This window comes from Actinoplanes sp. NPDC026619 (genome assembly GCF_040638295.1).
In the GTDB taxonomy this organism is placed as follows: Bacteria; Actinomycetota; Actinomycetes; order Mycobacteriales; family Micromonosporaceae; genus Actinoplanes.
The window spans coordinates 11,638-28,085 of record NZ_JBEZYA010000020.1; the positions used below are offsets into that span (position 1 = coordinate 11,638).

The 16,448-nt window shown below is 70.5% G+C and carries 13 protein-coding genes and 1 pseudogene; 7 read left to right on the forward strand and 7 right to left on the reverse strand.

All coding sequences use genetic code 11. The features are described 5' to 3' along the window. Positions 1-251: 251 nt before the first annotated feature. Together AB0E90_RS34930 and AB0E90_RS34935 are read right to left on the reverse strand one after the other, a co-directional pair. The gene (locus AB0E90_RS34930) at positions 252-1,304 is read right to left on the reverse strand and encodes a glycosyltransferase (protein WP_360415519.1); all 1,053 of its coding nucleotides are present in this window, start codon (positions 1,302-1,304) and stop codon (positions 252-254) included. After that, on the reverse strand, positions 1,301-2,521 hold the full coding sequence (locus tag AB0E90_RS34935) for a glycosyltransferase (RefSeq protein WP_360415521.1): 1,221 nt from the start codon (positions 2,519-2,521) through the stop codon (positions 1,301-1,303). Before AB0E90_RS34935 ends, AB0E90_RS34930 begins: the two co-directional genes overlap by 4 nt. 378 nt (positions 2,522-2,899) lie before the next feature. Here AB0E90_RS34935 and AB0E90_RS34940 point away from each other — a divergent pair, with 378 nt between their 5' ends. Then, positions 2,900-4,114 carry an oxygenase MpaB family protein gene (locus AB0E90_RS34940; protein ID WP_360415523.1) on the forward strand — a complete coding sequence of 405 codons (1,215 nt, stop codon included), beginning with the start codon at positions 2,900-2,902 and terminating at the stop codon, positions 4,112-4,114. Here AB0E90_RS34940 and AB0E90_RS34945 read toward each other — a convergent pair whose 3' ends face one another. Beyond that, positions 4,115-5,257 carry a TetR/AcrR family transcriptional regulator gene (locus tag AB0E90_RS34945; RefSeq protein ID WP_360415525.1) on the reverse strand — a complete coding sequence of 381 codons (1,143 nt, stop codon included), beginning with the start codon at positions 5,255-5,257 and terminating at the stop codon, positions 4,115-4,117. It lies immediately after the preceding gene. Between the two features lie 122 nt (positions 5,258-5,379). Here AB0E90_RS34945 and AB0E90_RS34950 point away from each other — a divergent pair, with 122 nt between their 5' ends. Together AB0E90_RS34950 and AB0E90_RS34955 are read left to right on the forward strand one after the other, a co-directional pair. Next, positions 5,380-6,903, forward strand: coding sequence for a serine/threonine-protein kinase (locus tag AB0E90_RS34950; RefSeq protein WP_360415526.1), 1,524 nt, complete (start codon positions 5,380-5,382; stop codon positions 6,901-6,903). A gap of 10 nt (positions 6,904-6,913) precedes the next feature. Continuing rightward, on the forward strand, positions 6,914-7,552 hold the full coding sequence (locus AB0E90_RS34955) for a hypothetical protein (RefSeq protein ID WP_360415528.1): 639 nt from the start codon (positions 6,914-6,916) through the stop codon (positions 7,550-7,552). A 44-nt stretch (positions 7,553-7,596) separates the two neighbouring features. Here AB0E90_RS34955 and AB0E90_RS34960 read toward each other — a convergent pair whose 3' ends face one another. After that, a complete protein-coding gene (locus AB0E90_RS34960) occupies positions 7,597-9,246 on the reverse strand; it encodes a carbohydrate-binding domain-containing protein (protein WP_360415873.1) in 1,650 nt (549 codons plus the stop codon). A 265-nt stretch (positions 9,247-9,511) separates the two neighbouring features. Here AB0E90_RS34960 and AB0E90_RS34965 point away from each other — a divergent pair, with 265 nt between their 5' ends. Beyond that, positions 9,512-12,868, forward strand: coding sequence for a CARDB domain-containing protein (locus AB0E90_RS34965; RefSeq protein WP_360415530.1), 3,357 nt, complete (start codon positions 9,512-9,514; stop codon positions 12,866-12,868). 42 nt (positions 12,869-12,910) lie between these two features. On the opposite strand, the gene AB0E90_RS34970 is transcribed toward AB0E90_RS34965, so the two are convergent. After that, entirely contained in the window at positions 12,911-13,363 is a 453-nt protein-coding gene (locus AB0E90_RS34970; RefSeq protein WP_360415532.1) for an SRPBCC domain-containing protein, read from the reverse strand. 47 nt (positions 13,364-13,410) lie between these two features. On the opposite strand from AB0E90_RS34970, the gene AB0E90_RS34975 reads away from it, so the two are divergent. After that, on the forward strand, positions 13,411-13,986 hold the full coding sequence (locus AB0E90_RS34975) for a helix-turn-helix domain-containing protein (protein ID WP_360415534.1): 576 nt from the start codon (positions 13,411-13,413) through the stop codon (positions 13,984-13,986). Positions 13,987-14,289: 303 nt separating this feature from the next. Here AB0E90_RS34975 and AB0E90_RS34980 read toward each other — a convergent pair. After that, a pseudogene (locus AB0E90_RS34980) lies at positions 14,290-14,421 on the reverse strand (hypothetical protein); the annotation flags it as partial. Between AB0E90_RS34980 and AB0E90_RS34985 the strand changes: the two are divergent. Continuing rightward, positions 14,420-14,770 carry a hypothetical protein gene (locus AB0E90_RS34985; protein WP_360415536.1) on the forward strand — a complete coding sequence of 117 codons (351 nt, stop codon included), beginning with the start codon at positions 14,420-14,422 and terminating at the stop codon, positions 14,768-14,770. The pseudogene AB0E90_RS34980 and the gene AB0E90_RS34985 overlap by 2 nt on opposite strands. 47 nt (positions 14,771-14,817) lie before the next feature. Beyond that, complete coding sequence (locus AB0E90_RS34990) at positions 14,818-15,300, forward strand: GNAT family N-acetyltransferase (protein ID WP_360415538.1); 483 nt, start codon at positions 14,818-14,820, stop codon at positions 15,298-15,300. Between the two features lie 13 nt (positions 15,301-15,313). Here the strand turns inward: AB0E90_RS34990 and AB0E90_RS34995 are convergent, their stop codons facing one another. Beyond that, positions 15,314-16,267: an intradiol ring-cleavage dioxygenase gene (locus AB0E90_RS34995; protein WP_360415540.1), complete on the reverse strand. Its 954-nt coding sequence runs from the start codon at positions 16,265-16,267 to the stop codon at positions 15,314-15,316. Between the last annotated feature and the right edge of the window lie 181 nt (positions 16,268-16,448).

Below are 16,448 nucleotides of genomic sequence, written 5' to 3' on the forward strand. Positions count from 1 at the left end.
TTCGGCCGGGCGGATGGCGACGTGCCCGGCGCTCGGCAAACATCTGTCCGCCGGCATCCGCGCCGGTCTGACCTGCAGCTACGAACTCGACCCGGACGCCGCCGTCGACTGGATCCTCGACCAGCCGCGCTGACCGCCCGGCTTGCCTCGGCTGGATCGCGCCCACCGTGATGATCGCGGCCGATGTGCTCGTCCGGTGGCTGCTGCCGTCAGCCACCGGACGGCCGAACGCTTCCGGCCTGTCCCTCGTCTCAGTGCGCGGACGTCCGGCCGCGTCCGTGCTGGAGCGTCGAGATCAGGGCGAGAGTGGATTCGGCGCCCTGGTTCAGGTTGGGTCCGTGCAGTGTCAGGCCGTCGTAGGCGCCCCCGGTCGCGGGGTCCCACATGACCTGGTCGACGTCGTTGTCACCGAGGAACCAGGCGATGCACCGGCGCACCCCGTCGGCCCAGACCTGGTCGCCGGTGATGGTGGCCGCGGTCGCGCAGGCATCGGCCAGCGCCGCCACCTCGATCGGTTGCTGGTCGTGCCGCAGCCGGGGCCCGCCGCGCTGCCAGCCCGCCGACGGGAGGACCGACAGGTGGCCGTCGCCGATCTGGATGTCCAGCAGCCACGTCAGCATCCGCAGTCCGGCGGCCAGGACCGGCGGCCGGTCGAGGAGATGGCCGGCGGCGATGACGGCCTCGGCGAGGGCGGCGTTGGCGTAGGTGAGCCGGTCGTGCGGCCACGGCCAGCGCGGATCGGAATCCGGGCGGCCGATGACGAGGACCGCATCGGACAGCAGGGCGGCGGCCGGTTCGTTGCCGGGATCGCTGCGGAGCAGTTCGGCGGCGCCGAGCGCGGCGAATGCCATGGTCCGCGGGGCGGGGGCCCGGCAGGAGGCGCCCCGGGTGAAAGCGACGAGGGCGTCCTGGCGGATCCACGGAACCGGGCTGCGGGCAGCGGCAGTCCCGAGGCCCCAGAGAGCACGTCCCCACCAGTCGCCGAGGCCGGGCTGGTCGATCCAGGTCCGGTTGAACCCGAGCCGGTTGCGGAAGGCGCCATCGGCATCCTGCGCGTGGGTGAGGAAGGCCAGATAGCACTCCGCGAGCCGGTGCACCTCGGCGGAGGGGTCGGTCTCGCGGCTGGTGACGACGAGGCCGCGGGCCACGTCGTCGGTGCAGTAACCGTGCTCGCGGCGGACGATGGCGTTCCGGGCGTGCTCGAACATTCCGGTGTCGTCGGTGAGCCGGACCAGGTGCGCGTACGGAGGTGCGGGAACGGCGCGGCCGGGTCGCGGCGCCGTGATGGTTGGCCTGGCGGTCACCGGCCCGCCACGCCGACCGGGCGGCTGTCGGCGGTGACCAGTGCCGGGCGGCTGTCGGCGGTGACGAATGCCGGGCGGCTGTCGGCGGTGACGAGCGTCGCGCGGCTGTCGGCGGTGACGAGCGTCGTGGCGAGCTCGTGGTAGCGCCGGGCGACCACCGGCCAGCGCAGCGCCGGCTCGGCGTGACCGCTGCGTTCGCGCAGGGCAGCGGCCAGGGCGGGCTTGGTGAGGATGCTCCGGACGGCGGTCGCGAGGGCGGCCGGGTTCTTGTGCGGCACCAGCAGGCCGGGTCCGTCGGTGAGTAGTTCCACCGCGTGCGGGAAGGCGGTCGCGACGACCGGGATCCGGGCCGCGACGGCCTCGACGAGGACGCCCGAGGTGACCTGCTCGGTCGAGTCGTACGGCAGCACGATGACATCGGCGGAGCGGATCAGCGCCCCGAGCGCCGCGTCGTCGAGGTAGGCCGACTCGTAACGCACCCGGTGCGCGATGCCCAGGGTCGCGCCGAGCCGGTGCAGGCTCGCCCGGTAGGCCTCGCCGTGCAGCTCGACGACCTTGGGGTGGGTCCGGCCGGCCACGGTGTAGACGGGTGGGGACTTGAGCTTCTGCAGCCGGGCCACGGCGCGCAGCGCCCACTCGATGCCCTTGCCCGGTCCCAGCAGGCCCCAGGTGAGCAGGTGCGGCTCGGAGTGCCGGCTGATCGGCGCCCCGGCGTAGTCGGAGGCGCCGTGCGGAATCACCGTGACCTTCGCGGCGTCCACGGCATAGCCGAGAAGCAGGCGGTCGCGGGCGGCCTTGGTGATGGTCACGACCGCCCCGGCGACCGCCACGATCTGCTCGAGCAGTGATTTCTGCCGCGCGGTGGGCTGGGTCAGCACGGTGTGCAGGACCACGAGGCTCGGCACGGTGAGCCGGCGCAGCACGGACAGGACCTCACCGCCGTCGACGCCCGGATAGATGCCGTACTCGTGCTGGACGACGGCGATGTCGAAGGTGTTCAGCACCTCGGCGCTCGCGCGCCAGCCGCCCGGCGTGGTGGCCACCCAGGTGTGCGCCACACCGGGGGCGGGCCGGAGGTCGTCACCGATCGCCGTGACCCGCACGACGTTGTCCGCGACGCCGTCCTCACCGAGCTGAGCGGCCAGCGCGGAGTTGAAGGTCGCAAGGCCGCAGCGGGTCGGCGGGTGGGTGCTGAGAAATCCGTATCTGATGGTCATGTAACCGTGCCTTCCGGTCGTCGGCCTCGCCACGGACGACGCCCACGGCTGACCTCACGCGGTGATGGCGCCGACCGGCCAGCGTGTGTGGCGGTCGAGTGACCGGGCGCCTGGGTGGGCCGGCCGTGCGGAAGAACGGATCGAGCGGGGATTGTCTGCTTCTCACGGGGGCCGGGGCCGCCGGAGTCCGGAGCGACAGCCGCCAGCTTACGCCTGCCCTTGGCTGCGCCTGGTGGACGGACACTCTTGCCGATGGTGACGGACGTCGCTATGTTAATGAGAAATCACATTCCTTAACCACATCGAAACCTGCGCGTATCGCCTGCACACGTCGGGTGTGCATGGCGGCTTCCGGCCGACCAGGAATGAGGTAAGCGAATGCAAAATCTCAGCAGAAGGCGCGTCCTGACGCTCGGGGCCGCGCTGGGTCTGGCGAGCGTGGCCGACCCGGCCAAGGCATGGGCCTGGTCGTCCGCCGGCTCGATCGCTGCGACCGGCACCGTCACCGACCCGTGGTCGGTCTGGGACGACGCCACCGATCCGCTCGTCGCGTCCCTTCTGGACAGTGGGCAGATCCCGGCCGTCAACACCGCGTTCGACTCGTGGGTGAACAACGGCGACGCGCTGCCCGCCGGGCTGCCCGCCAACCTCGTCGCCTACCTCCAGCAGGTCAACACCCTGCCGTCGTGGGCCGATCGCACCAAGCTGAGCCGAGCCGCGGCGTTCAACAAGCGGATGAGCCTGTACCTCTTCCTGCTCTACGGCCTGGGCAGCGGAATCATGAGCACCGTGATCCCGCGGGAGGCCCGCAACGTCTACCACTCCGCGGGCGGCGCCGACATGCAGTCCCGCGCGGCCAAGACCTTCACCTACGGCTACGACCTGAGCGCCGCCGACGCGTTCCTGCCCACCGGCCACTTCGTGGTCACCTCGAACAAGACGCGCCTGACCCACGCCGCGGTGCGGCACCTGCTGCCGCAGTCGCCGGCCTGGCGGGCGGTCACCAACGACCAGGACTTCATCCCGATCAGCAACGGCGACATCCTGGTCACCTTCCACAGCCTCGGCACCTTCGTGTACGGCAAGCTGAAGTCCTGGGGCATCCGGATCTCGGCCGTCGAGGAGGATGCCTTCCTGCACATGTGGCAGGTCGCGCTGCACCTGCTCGGGGTGCGCGACGACTTCATCCCGGCCAGCTGGGCGGCGGCGAAACAGCAGTCCGCGTACGTCCTGACGCCGATCATGGCGGCCACGCCCGAAGGCATCGACCTGGCCGATGTGCTGCTCGGCCTGACCTCGTCGGTCGACCTGGGCGTGACCAGGGGCTTCCAGCGCGAGTTCGCCCGCTACCTGCTCGGCGACCAGGTCGGCGACTGGCTGCGGCTGCCGCGAGACCTCGCCTCCCGCACCCTGATCGAGGTCGGCTGGCCGGCCTATGTCGCGTTCCGCGAAGGACTGTCGCCGATCATCCCGACCACGTTCTCCATCTTCGACCAGTTCATCCGCGGCCTGGCCATGCTGTTCCTCAACAACGGCACCTCGCCGAGCTACACCCCGATCACCATTCCGACCGGCAACCGCCCCGGCGAGTGATCACCGCAGGGCCCCGACCACCAGGGCGGTGACCACGTCCCGGTGGTCGGGGGTGTCCTGCCAGCGCAGCGCCCGCCCGGCCTCGACCACCACCCCGAACCCGGCGTGCACCAGCAGCCGGGCCTGGCGTGAGTCCAGCTCCGGGCGGGCCGTCCGCAACTGCTGCTCCCAGGCGGTGATGTGCTCGCGCTGGGCGAGCAGCAGGGGCTGCCGCAGATCGACCGGCAGGCCACGGACCTCGGCCTCGGCGACACTGTTGAGCGCGTTGTGCTCGAAGCTGTAGGCCACGTACGCCGCGGTCAGCGCCAGCAGGGGATCGGCCGCCTGCTGGAGGCTCCGCTCCACCGCCTGGGCCAGCAGCCCGGCCGCCTGCAGGCACGCGGCCACCAGGATGTCGACCTTGCCCGGGTAGTGGCGGTAGATCGCCGACGGGGCCAGCCCGACCGACTGCGCGATCTGCCCGTTCGTGACGTTGGCGAACCCGTCCCGGGCGAACAGCGGGATGGCCGCGGCCAGGATCTCGGCGCGCCGGGTACGCGGCACCGGCTGCGCGGGCAGCTCGACCAGGCCCGCGCTGCCGGCCGCCGTGGCCGGATCGGCGCCGACCACGCCCCGGGCCGAGGCCAGCAGCAGCTCCTCGATCCGCCGCTGGGCGATCGAGGTGTGGTGCATGGTGATGGAGCCGATCGCGCCGAGCGCCGCCACCGCCCGCAGGTGCTCGCCGGGAAACGGATATTCGCGCCGCACCAACTCGGCCACCCGCTCGACGACCTGCCGGAACTTCGCCCGCAGCGCCTGGCGGTCGGCGCGCTCGAGATAGCGGGCCTCCCACCGATAGAGGCCACCGGATGCGCGGTGGGCGACCGTGACCCGGATCAACGCGGCCAGCACGTCCGGCAGGGTGGCCTCGTCCATCGCGGCGACCAGCCGGTCGGCCATCACGTCGGCGCACTCGGCGAACAGCGCGTACTTGTTCGGGAAGTGCCGGTAGAGCGCGGCGGCGCTGATGCCCACCCCGGCCGCGATCTCCTCCATCGACGCCGCGTGGTAACCGCGCTCGCTGAACACCTGGCCGGCCGCTTCGACGATGAGCTGCTTGCGGTTGCGCGGACGGGTCGCCGGCCCGGGCGGACGCAAGACCATGCGGGCTAGTCAATCACAGCGCGTCAGCACGCCGACGGCATCGACGTGTTTGACCCTCCTGTGATGCGTGGGTACTGTTCCCGGCGACGATCAACAGAACAGGCTCTGACCACATCATGAGCATGCCGCTGCGTCCCGGCGACCCCGTCCGGCTCGGCGCCTACGACCTGATCGGCCGGCTGGGCCAGGGTGGCATGGGCACCGTGTTCCTCGCCCGCGCCGCGGACCGCGCGATGGTCGCCATCAAGATGGTCCGGCCCGAGTTCGCCGACGACCCGGAGTTCCGCGACCGGTTCCGCAGCGAGGTGACCCGGGCCGAGCAGGTGCCGCCGTTCTCGACCGCCGCGGTGCTGGACGCCGACCCCGAGCACACCCCGCCGTACCTGGTGGTCGAGTACGTCGACGGGCCCTCCCTGACCGCTCTGGTGGAGAAGCAGGGGCCGCTCACCGGGGCATCCCTGCAGGGTGTGGCCGTCGGCATCGCCACCGCGCTGACCGCGATCCACAGCGCCGGGGTGATCCACCGGGACCTCAAGCCCGGCAACGTGCTGTTCGCCCTGGGCGGCATCAAGGTGATCGACTTCGGCATCGCGCGGGCGTTCGAGGCGACCAGCCGGCACACCCGCACCGATCAGATGGTCGGCACGGTCGCCTACATGGCGCCGGAGCGGCTCGATCCGGCGTTCGGCGAGGAAGTGACCGCGGCCGCCGACGTCTTCGCCTGGGGCGCGGTGATCACCTACGCGGCGACCACCCACACCCCGTTCGCCGGCGAGTCACCCACCGTGACGGCCATGCGCATCCTCACCCAGCCGCCGGACACCTCGGGCGTGCCGGAGCCACTGCGCGGCATCGTGGAGCGGGCGCTCGCCAAATACCCGGAGGACCGCCCGACCGCCCGCGAACTGCTCGACCTGCTGCTGGACAGCCAGACCCGCCCGGCGCCCCGGGTGGTGGCGCCACCACCATCGCCATCGCCACCGCCGCCCGACGTCGTCGACCTCGACGTCCCGCCATCGCATCGGAAGGCCCGCGGCAGCCGGCTGCGCCGCGTGACGGTGGCCGCTGCTTCCGTCGTGGCGCTGCTGACGGCCGGTCTGGTCGGCCTGCACCAGTCGCACGTGCTCGGCGGCGGCCCGTCCGAGTCCTCGCCGAGCAGCCCGGCCGCCCAGGCGACGCCGGTCGACGCGCGCGCCGCGATCCTGGCCGGCGAACGCCGGTTCTCGATCCAGCTCGGCAACACCGACGGGTTCTTCATGCTGGACGACCGCAACGACGAGCTGGACGTCTCGGACGGCACCGGCTCACGGTCGCAGTTCGTGCTGAAGCCGGTGGGCGTCGACTACGTGATCCGGTCGCTGAGCAACGAGGGGTACGCCGGCCCGGAGATCTGCCTGGGCGTCAAGATCGACCCGGACGAGGAGGAAGCGCCGGTGGTCGGCGCGACCTGCAACCCGACCAAGGGCACCCTGTTCTCGCTGGTCGCCACCGGCAAGAAGGACGCCAGGGGCCGGCCCACCTACAGCATCCACAACGAGTACGGATGGGTGTTGTGGGACGCCGACCACAAGCGGTCGGAGGTCAACGAGGTGGGGGAGCCCCAGTTCGCCGACAAGTACACCCTCGTCGACCGCGGCGAGCTCTGAGGAGACCGAGATGCACCGAACGTCCCGCCTGACGATGGCGGCTGCCGGCCTGGCCGTCCTGACGGCTTGCGCCGACACCACCACCGGGACGGAGACGCCGTTGTCGCCGCTCGGATCCGCCTCCGTGTCCCCGGCCACGTCGCCGTCGGCGTCGCCGTCCGTGTCGGCCGGCGGCCCGAAGCTCGTCGACGCGGACCTGTCCGGCCTGAAGAACTACACGATCGACCTCGGCGTCCCGGTCGTCATCGCGCTGACGCTCGACTCGGGCGGCAAGCACCAGCTCCAGTCACACCCGGACGGTTCCGCGGACTTCACCGGCACCGCCGTCACCGAGTCGACCCGGATGACCATCAAACCGGCCAAGGTGCGCAAGCGCTCCGAGTCGAACAAGAACCACGTCATGATCGTCGCGTCGCCCAAGGTCGCGGCGGACGGGCCGGCGTCGTGCCTCACCGACGTGCGGGAAACCGTCCTGCGGATGGAACCGTGCCGGCCGGGCGAGGCCAACCAGTCGTGGCGGCTGACCCCGGCCGGCGATTCCGGCCTGTTCGAGCTGACCGGCGCGCACACCGCCGTCCGCAGCGAGGACGGCCCGATCGTCAAGGAGGGCGGCTGGTCCGCCTTCGAGACGATCGCCGTTACCCCGTAACCGCCCGGGCGGCCGGCAGTCGGCCGGGCCCGGGCGGCACGAGGTCAGGCGGTCTGGCGCTCGTACGCGCCGGCGTCGACGCTTGCGCCAAAGACGCGCGGTAGGTCGTCGCGGTCGGTGGTCACGGTGTAGGCGTCGGCGCCGCGGTTCTTCGCCGGCGACCCGGTCTGCAGGTGGAAGTCGGTCCCCGAGACGAACAGCGGGTTCGCCGTGGTCGAGGACGGCGCGATGCCACCGTCGGCACTGGTGTTGTCCGACGACAGCATCCCGTCGATGTACGTCCAGTTGTAGTAGACGTTGTGCCCCTCGTCGATCCGCTGCCCGTTGGTGTAGCCGGCCGAATCGGCCTGCACGATGTTGTTCTGGAACCGCGCGTCGGCCCCGGCCCCGACGACCAGCGCGCCGGCCTCCGGGTTACGCAGCACGAACGTGTTGTTGGTGACCTTGGTGCCGTGCACGACGCCGAACTCCCCGCCGCCCTGCAGGTTGATCCCGATCACCTGCCCGGCCGAGAACGACGCCGACGTGGTGATCACGTTGTCGAAGAACCAGGCGTTGCTGGTGCGGGAATCACCGAGCTCGGAGAACGTCTGGTTGTCGGTGGCCGTGTTGTGATCCACCGTCAGGTCGACCGCGCCGTACACCTCGACCGCGGAACCGTCGTAGTCGAAGTCGGCCGACGGGCCGTAGTTGCCGTTGATCGTGTTGTGGTCGATCCGGACGCCGGCCGCGGCCAGGACCACCGCGCCGTTCGCGCCGTAGTCGTCGCTGGATTCCTCGTCCGCGCCCAGGCCGTCCGGGTTGATGACGGTCCGGTTGTTGCTCAGCACGCTGGCGGTGACCCGCAGCCGGTCGGCATCGTCGTACGCCTGCACGCCGATCGCGTTGCCGGTCGCGGTCACCCGCTGCACCAGGACGTCCTTGCCGCTGACCGCCAGGCCGACCTGGTCGCTGTCGCCGGCGTTGCGGACCTGCACGTCCTGCACCGTGACGAACCGGGCGTCGGCGCTGATGTCGATCGGGTGGTGATTGCCGCCCCCGTCGAAGATCGGTGCGGCGCCGGTGCCGTACGAGCCGAATGTGATGGTGGCGGCGGCGGTGCCGGGCCGGCTGATGATCAGGTTGGCGTTGGTCCAGGTCTGCCCGGCCTTGAACAGCACCGTGTCGCCGGGAGTGAGCGCCGCGTCCTTGACGGTGTCCAGCGAGTTCCAGGCGCTCGTCGAGGACAGGCCGGTGCCGCCGGCGGCCGCGGTCCGGTCCACGTAGTACGTCCGGCCGGGTGAGACCGCGGTGACCTTGTCCAGCCAGAGCTCCCGGGCGATGCAGTCGGCCTGGAAGTACGGGTTGACGAAGTCGACGTGCACGAGATGCTCCCCGGCGGCCCAGTTGCCGGCGACCGAGAAGTCCTGGTAGGTGGTGTTGGCGACGGTGTACGTCCCGGCAGCCGCCCCGTCGATCTTGACCGTCATCTGCGCCGCCGCCGCGCCGCAGATCTCCTGCCGGGCCCGGATCTTGTACGCCACGGTGGCGGTCAGGTTCGTGACCTTCAGTTCGACGCTGCTGGTGTCCCACATCTCGATGGCGTAACCGCCGCTGGCCGCCGTCTCGGCCGACTTCTGGGCGTTCGCCGCAGGCGCGATTTTGCCGCCGTCGAGCTCGCCGGACACGTCCGCGAACGCGGGCGCCGGCGCCATGGTCACGACGACTGCCGTCGCGACGAAGGCCGCGCCTAAATGGATCTTCCGCAAAACGAACCCCCCGTTGATTGGTGATCGTCTAACTATCAGGCGGGCAAGAGGGTGCGCTACCCCGTTGACTTCTTGGACATATATCTGAAACCTTTGACACCTGTCTGTGCAAGAACTCGGCAGAACGCCGAAACTTCGTGGCAGCAATCCCCATCCCCTCCGGCCACCGTGGATCCCCGACCGCGGCGGCCAGCGCAGAACAGAGGGCTTCATGAGAAATCGAAGACTGCTCCCCACCCTCCTCGCGGCGGTGCTGGTCGCCGCCGGCCTCGCTCCCGGCGCCGCTCACGCCGCCGGCGGCACCAATCTCGCCCAGGGCAAACCGGCCTCCGCCTCCGGCACCACCGATGTCTACGGCGCCGGCAACGTCACCGACGGCAACGCCAACACGTACTGGGAGAGCCCCAGCAACGCCTTCCCGCAGTGGGTGCAGGTCGACCTCGGCAGCGGCGTCGCCGTCGACCAGGCGAAACTGAAGCTGCCACCGGCCACCGCCTGGGCCGCCCGCACGCAGACCCTCACCCTGCAGGGCAGCGTCAACGGCTCGACCTGGATCACCCTGTCCGGCTCGCAGGGCCGCCTGTTCGACCCGGCCACCGGCAACACCGTCACGATCGACTTCACCGCGGTCGCCATCCGGTACGTCCGGGTCACGGTCACCGGCAACACCGGCTGGCCGGCGGGGCAACTGTCCGAAGTCGAGGTCTATGGCGTGGCCGGCCAGGACCCCGATCCGGATCCCGATCCGGATCCGCCCACCGGCGCCAACCTCGCGGCCGGCAAGACGATGGAGGCCTCGTCCTCGGTCTTCGGCTTCGTCGCGCCCAACGCCAACGACGGCAACACCGGCACCTACTGGGAGTCGAGCGGCTTCCCGGCCACGCTGACCGCCCATCTGGGCGCGAACGCCGACGTCACCGGCGTCGTGGTCAAGCTCAACCCGGACCAGGCGTGGGGCGCCCGCACCCAGAACATCCAGGTGCTCGGCCGCGCCCAGGGCGCGTCGGCCTTCACCTCGCTGACGGCGCGCGCCGACTACGCCTTCAACCCGTCGGCCAACCAGAACACGGTCACGATCGCCGTCACCGGCCGGGTCGCCGACCTGCAGCTGCAGGTCTTCAGCAACACCGGCGCGCCGGGCGGTCAGGTCGCCGAGCTCCAGGTTCTCGGCGCCTGGGCGCCCAACCCCGACCTGGCGGTCACCGGCCTGACCTGGTCACCGACCACACCGGACGAAGCCACCGCGATCACCGTCTCGGCCACGGTGCGCAATGCCGGCACGGCCGCGTCGTCCGCAACAACGCTTGATGTACGGGTGGGAAGCACCGTCGCCGGAAGTGCCACCGTCGGCGCGCTCGCGGCCGGCGCCTCCAGCACCGTGACGGTGAACGCCGGTCGGCTCGCGCAGGGCAGCTACCAGGTCTCGGCCGTGGTGGACCCGGCCGACACGGTCGCCGAGACCAACAACGCCAACAACACCCTGACCGCGTCGTCCGCGCTGGTCGTGGCGCAGGCGCCGGGCCCGGACCTGCAGGTGCTCAGCGTGACCTCCACGCCCGCCAACCCGGCGGCCGGCGCCGCGGTCACCTTCGCGGTCGCGGTCAACAACCGCGGCACCAGTGCGGCGGCGGCCACCGTGACCCGGGTGGTCGCGGGCAGCACCACCCTGAACGCGAACACCGCCGCGATCGCGGCCGGTGCGACCGTCACGGTCAGCCTCGGCACGTGGACCGCCACCAGCGGCGGCGCCACGATCACCGCTACCGCCGACGCGACTGCCCTGGTGGCCGAGACGAACGAGAACAACAACTCACGTACACAATCGATCGTGGTTGGTCGCGGCGCAGCCGTGCCTTATGTCTCTTACGAGGCGGAGGCCGCCCGCTACTCCGGCACCCTGATCGAGGCGGACGCGTTGCGGACGTTCGGGCACACCAACTTCGGCACCGAGTCGTCCGGCCGCAAGTCGGTGCGCCTGACCAGCACCGGTCAGTTCGTCGAGGTCACCTCGGTCAACGCGGCCAACTCGATCGTGGTCCGCAACTCCGTCCCGGACGCACCGGGCGGCGGCGGCCAGGACGCCACGATCAGCCTCTACGCCAACGACCAGTTCGTGCAGAAGCTGACCCTGTCGTCGCGCAACAGCTGGCTGTACGGCACTTCGGACGACACTGAATCGCTGTCGAACACGCCGTCGGCCGACGCGCGGAGGCTGTTCGACGAGTCGCACGCGCTGCTGACCACGTCGTACCCGGCCGGTACCCGCTTCAAATTGCAGCGCGACGCAGGTGACTCGGCAGCGTTCTACTACATCGACCTGATCGACCTGGAGCAGGTCGCGCCCGCGTTGGCCCAGCCGGCCGGCTGCGTCTCGATCACCACCTACGGCGCGGTGCCGAACGACGGGATCGACGACACCGCCGCCATCCAGCGGGCCGTCACCGACGACGAGAACGGCGTGATTCCCTGCGTCTGGATCCCCGAGGGCCAGTGGCGCCAGGAGCAGAAGATCCTGTCGCCGGACCCGAACCGCGGTCAGTACAACCAGAAGGGCATCCGCAACGTCGTCATCCGCGGGGCCGGCATGTGGCGCTCGCAGCTTTACACGAACACCGAGCCGCAGAACGTGGTCGGCAACATCAACCACCCGCACGAGGGCAACGTCGGCTTCGACATCGACGACAACACCCAGGTCTCCGATTTGGCGATCTTCGGCATGACCACCAACCGGGCCAACCGCGGTCACGGCATCAACGGCCGGCTCGGCAAGAACACGAAGATCAGCAACGTGTGGATCGAGCACGTCAACGTCGGCGCGTGGGTCGGCCGCGACTACTCGGACACCCCGGCCTACTGGAACCCGGGCGACGGCCTCGAGTTCTCCGGCATGCGCATCCGCGACACCTACGCGGACGGCATCAACTTCAGCAACGGCACGCGTAACTCGCGCGTCTTCAACTCGTCGTTCCGCACCACCGGCGACGACTCCCTCGCCGTCTGGGCCAACCCGCGGGTCAAGGACACCTCGGTCGACATCGCGTCGAACAACCACTTCGTCAACAACACGGTGCAGTTGCCGTGGCGGGCGAACGCCATCGCGATCTACGGCGGGTTCAGCAACTCGATCGAGAACAACCTGGTCTACGACACGATGAACTACCCCGGCATCATGCTGGCCACCGACCACGACCCACTGCCCTTCACCGGTACGACGCTGATCGCCAACAACGGCCTCTACCGCGCCGGCGGCGTCTTTTGGAACGAGGACCAGGAGTTCGGGGCGATCACGCTCTTCCCGTCGTCGAAGGACATCGTCGGCGTCACGATCCGCGACACCGACATCTCCGACTCGACCTACGACGGCATCCAGTTCAAGACCGGCGGCGGCAACATGCCGAACGTGGCGGTCACCAACGTCAAGATCGACAAGTCCAACAACGGCGCCGGCATCCTGGCGATGAGCGGCGCCCGAGGAAACGCGACCCTCTCCGGCGTCACCATCACCAACTCCGCCGACGGCAACATCGTCACCCAGCCCGGCTCCCAGTTCGTCATCACCGGAAGCTGACCGTGACAGCGGCGCCCCCGGCCCCTCGCCGGGGGCGCCGCCTCAGGACGCGTGTGCCGCGTGGTAGGCAGCGAGTACCGGGGGCACGCCGTCGGTGAGCATCTTGCGGCGGACCTTGCCGAGCAGCTTGGACATCGCGAACCCGCCGACGCCGGTGAAGCCGGTGTGCTGCCAGGTGAAGCGGGTGCCGCCGGCGATCGGCTCCAGCGTGTAGGTCACGTCGCTGACGTCGTCGCTGTCTTCCTCGCCCCGCCACGTGTAGCGCAGGGACCGGGGCGCCTCGACCTGCGTGACCTCGCTATAGACCACCCCGGCCCAGCCGATCGTCGGCTTGCCCACGATCCGGAACGTCGTGCCGACCTCGGCGGCGAAACCCTCGGGTCGCCCGCCCTGGCCGCTGGTCGTCCACTGCGCGACGTAGGCGGGATCGGTCAGGACGTGCCACACCTCGTCGATCGGATATGGATACTCGCGGACCACCGTGTATTCGCTCATGCGGCACAAGCTAGCCTACCTACCGGTAGGTAGGCTAGGGTCGAAGCATGAGTGTGATGCGGCGATCAGGGGCGGAGACCCGGGCGGCCATTCAGCAGGTGGCGCTTCGGCTCTTCACCACGCAGGGATATGAGGCGACCTCGATGCGGGAGATCGCGGATGCCCTGGAGATCAAGAAGGCGTCGCTCTACTACCACTTCGCCGGCAAGGAGGAGATCCTCCGGTCGCTGGTCGGGCAGCGCGGCACCGAGGCGGAAGACCTGCTCGCCTGGGTCGCCACGCAGCCGCGTAACGCCGAGCTGGTCCGGGCGGCGGTCATGCGCTGGGTGGAGTCGTTCTCGGTGGAGAAGCTGCACGGCATCCGGTTCATGTCGGCCAATCCGCTCCTCGTGCGCGCGCCCGACTCGGGCGGCGAACGAATCGGGTCGGCCCTCGCCGCGCTCGTCGACACCCTCGCCGAGCTGCTGCCCCGCCGCACTCCCGCCGACGTGCTTCAGCTGCGCATGGCGCTGCTCAGCATCAACGCCGCCGTCGACGCATCCGCCCACGGCGACTACACCGACGACGAGATCCTGGCGGCCGCACACCGCCACGCCACCGTCCTGGTCGACGCTCTGCTCTAGATCGGAATCACCGCCGCCCTGGCCGTCCGGGCCGGAAACGGCGGCTGACCCGGCGCCCCTGTGCTTCTTCTCAGCTCGCCTCAGACGTGGCACAGCCGCTCGCACCAACACTGACGGTCGTCGATAGGGACCGAACCCGGTCCGGATCGCGGCGAGGTGGAGGGGGACGGGGTGGAGGTCCAGCAAAGGTGGGCGTGGCCCGCGTGGGCGGCGGCCGGTTGGTCGGCGTTCTACGGTGGTCTCGCGGTGTAGCACCGTGTTCGCGCTGCCTTCCAGCAGGGACCGGTGGAAATCGTGGTGCGCCCGGGGCCACTCGGGGCTGACCTGGCCGCTGCCGGCCGGCTGATAGGCGGGCGTCCGGCTCAGCCGGTGGTGCGCCGCCCGCACGCGCGCCTCCCAGTCCAGGTCGCCGCGGGCGATCGCCAGCCGCAGCATGGCCGGCTCCAGTGTGGCCCGTGCCTCGGCGATCTCCTGCCAGCGCTGGTCGGACGGGGTCGGCACGGCGAACCCGCGGTTGGTGAGGCGGTTGCCGGACGGCGCCGGCTCCGGCCTGCCCGCGGGCGCGTTCCAGCTGCCGAACGACGCGCGGCTGGCCCGCTTCATCGGCGCCGCCCCGCCGGCCGGCCACGGCTCGCACCGCTACTTCGTCACCGTGCACGCCCTCGACACCGACGACATCGGCGTGCCCGCCGACGCAACGCCGGCGAACCTCGGCTTCACCATGGCCGGCCACATCCTCGGCCGCGCGACCCTGATCGCGATCGGCGAGACCCCGGCGAACTGACGGGATATGTCGTTGACGGTCGCGGCCGGTGCTGCTGGAGTCGGTGGATGAACGATCGTGCCGATGCCGCGACGCTGATTCGCACCGCGGTCGCCGCCGATCTGCCGGCCTTGCAGCAGATCTACCGGGCGGCGTCGTTGTCCAACGCCGGCGACGCCCCGCTGTTGCTGGCCCGGCCGGAGTTCCTGGTCTTCGCCGGCGACGGCATCGCCGCCGGCCGCACTCTGGTCGCGGTCAGCGACCCGGCCGGCGACGGCCGGGTCGCCGGGTTCGCCACCGTCGCGGCCGGCCCGGATGACGGTCCCGAACTCGAGGACCTCTTCGTCGATCCGGGCCGGCGCCGCCGCGGCATCGCCCGGCAGCTGGTCCGGCAGGTCGCGGGCGACGCCCGTGATGCCGGTCATCGGCGGCTGTGGGTCGTCGGCAACCCGCACGCGCTGGCCTTCTACCTGGCCGTCGGCTTCGTCCAGGTCGATCGGATCGACACCGAGCTGGGCGCCGGTCTGCGCATGTCCCTCGACCTGAGCTGAGGCTGCCCGGTTCTCAGCTCGGCCCGGGGGCGCCGCTGGGCGGCGTGCCGCCCGGCATTCCGCCACCGCCGGCCGGGGCGGCGCCGGCGGTCGGGGTGGTCGTGGTGTCCACCTTCGCGGTCAGCGAGACGGTGTACCCGCTGGTGACGTCGCCGATGACGGTGGGCAGTTGCAGGGCGCCCGAGTCGTCGCCGAAGACGTTGTCGTTGGCCAGCGTCACCTGGCTCAGGTTGTTGACCGACGCCGAGTAGCCGGTGGTGGCGTACACCTTGTCGCAGATGTCCTTCGGCATCGCCACCTGCGAGGTGGCGATCGCCTTGGTGGAGTCGGTGATGTCCGACTGGCTCGGGTAGACCTCGAAGTGGATGTGCGGCCAGCGCCCGCTGTAACAGGCCGGGAAGATGCTGGTGAACTTCACCTTGCCGGAGTCGTCGGCGACCTGGACGCCACGCAGGTAGTTCTCCTTGGTGATCCCGTCGGAGTACATCGAGTACTCGCCGTCCCGGTTGCAGTGCCAGACGTACACCGCGACGTTCTTGAATGCGGTGTTGTCGTTGGCCATGTCGAGAATGGTCAGCTCGAGGGTCATCGGCACGCCCTCGGCGGTCGTGGTCGAGCTGCCGAAGCTGGAGCGGATGTCGCTGCGGACCACGCCGCTCTCCTCGAGCACGTCCGCCCCGTTGGAGCCGTCGCCCGGGTAGGGACCGGCGGTCTCGTCCGGGATTTCCCCGGTCGAGGTGGTCGAGGCGGTCGAGGCCGCGGCGGACGCCGACGCCGTCCCGGTGCTGGACGAGGAGTCGCCGCACGCGGCGAGGCCGAGAACGGTGGCGCCGAGGCCGAGTCCGCGGAACATGGTTCGCCGGCTCATCAGGGTGCCGAGGTCGAAGCCGAGACCCTGGTCGACGAGCTCCTCGTCGGGCCGGGGGAGCGGTCGCCCCTCGTACGCCGGTGATCGGTCCTGCGCCATGTGTTGACTCCGTTCGGTTGTCGCCTGGTCCGCGTCAGCCTAGGAGCGATTTTTGTGAAAAAAGTATGATTGTCCGTTCAAGCCCCACAGCGATCGTTGGCATTCGATCGGTACGGTGGGCTCAGGTGTGCCGGGAAGCCTGGTCGGCGGTGAGCACGACGCCGTCCGCAGGGGAGCACTC

Excerpts from the sequence above, each read along its gene's own strand:
- AB0E90_RS34935 (WP_360415521.1), bottom strand. The coding sequence starts at position 2,521 with ATGACCATCAGATACGGATTTCTCAGCACCCACCCGCCGACCCGCTGC.
- AB0E90_RS34940 (WP_360415523.1), top strand. The coding sequence starts at position 2,900 with ATGCAAAATCTCAGCAGAAGGCGCGTCCTGACGCTCGGGGCCGCGCTG.
- AB0E90_RS34945 (WP_360415525.1), bottom strand. The coding sequence starts at position 5,257 with ATGGTCTTGCGTCCGCCCGGGCCGGCGACCCGTCCGCGCAACCGCAAG.
- AB0E90_RS34950 (WP_360415526.1), top strand. The coding sequence starts at position 5,380 with ATGCCGCTGCGTCCCGGCGACCCCGTCCGGCTCGGCGCCTACGACCTG.
- AB0E90_RS34955 (WP_360415528.1), top strand. The coding sequence starts at position 6,914 with ATGCACCGAACGTCCCGCCTGACGATGGCGGCTGCCGGCCTGGCCGTC.
- AB0E90_RS34960 (WP_360415873.1), bottom strand. The coding sequence starts at position 9,246 with ATGGCGCCGGCGCCCGCGTTCGCGGACGTGTCCGGCGAGCTCGACGGC.
- AB0E90_RS34965 (WP_360415530.1), top strand. The coding sequence starts at position 9,512 with ATGAGAAATCGAAGACTGCTCCCCACCCTCCTCGCGGCGGTGCTGGTC.
- AB0E90_RS34970 (WP_360415532.1), bottom strand. The coding sequence starts at position 13,363 with ATGAGCGAATACACGGTGGTCCGCGAGTATCCATATCCGATCGACGAG.
- AB0E90_RS34975 (WP_360415534.1), top strand. The coding sequence starts at position 13,411 with ATGAGTGTGATGCGGCGATCAGGGGCGGAGACCCGGGCGGCCATTCAG.
- AB0E90_RS34985 (WP_360415536.1), top strand. The coding sequence starts at position 14,420 with ATGGCCGGCTCCAGTGTGGCCCGTGCCTCGGCGATCTCCTGCCAGCGC.
- AB0E90_RS34990 (WP_360415538.1), top strand. The coding sequence starts at position 14,818 with ATGAACGATCGTGCCGATGCCGCGACGCTGATTCGCACCGCGGTCGCC.
- AB0E90_RS34995 (WP_360415540.1), bottom strand. The coding sequence starts at position 16,267 with ATGGCGCAGGACCGATCACCGGCGTACGAGGGGCGACCGCTCCCCCGG.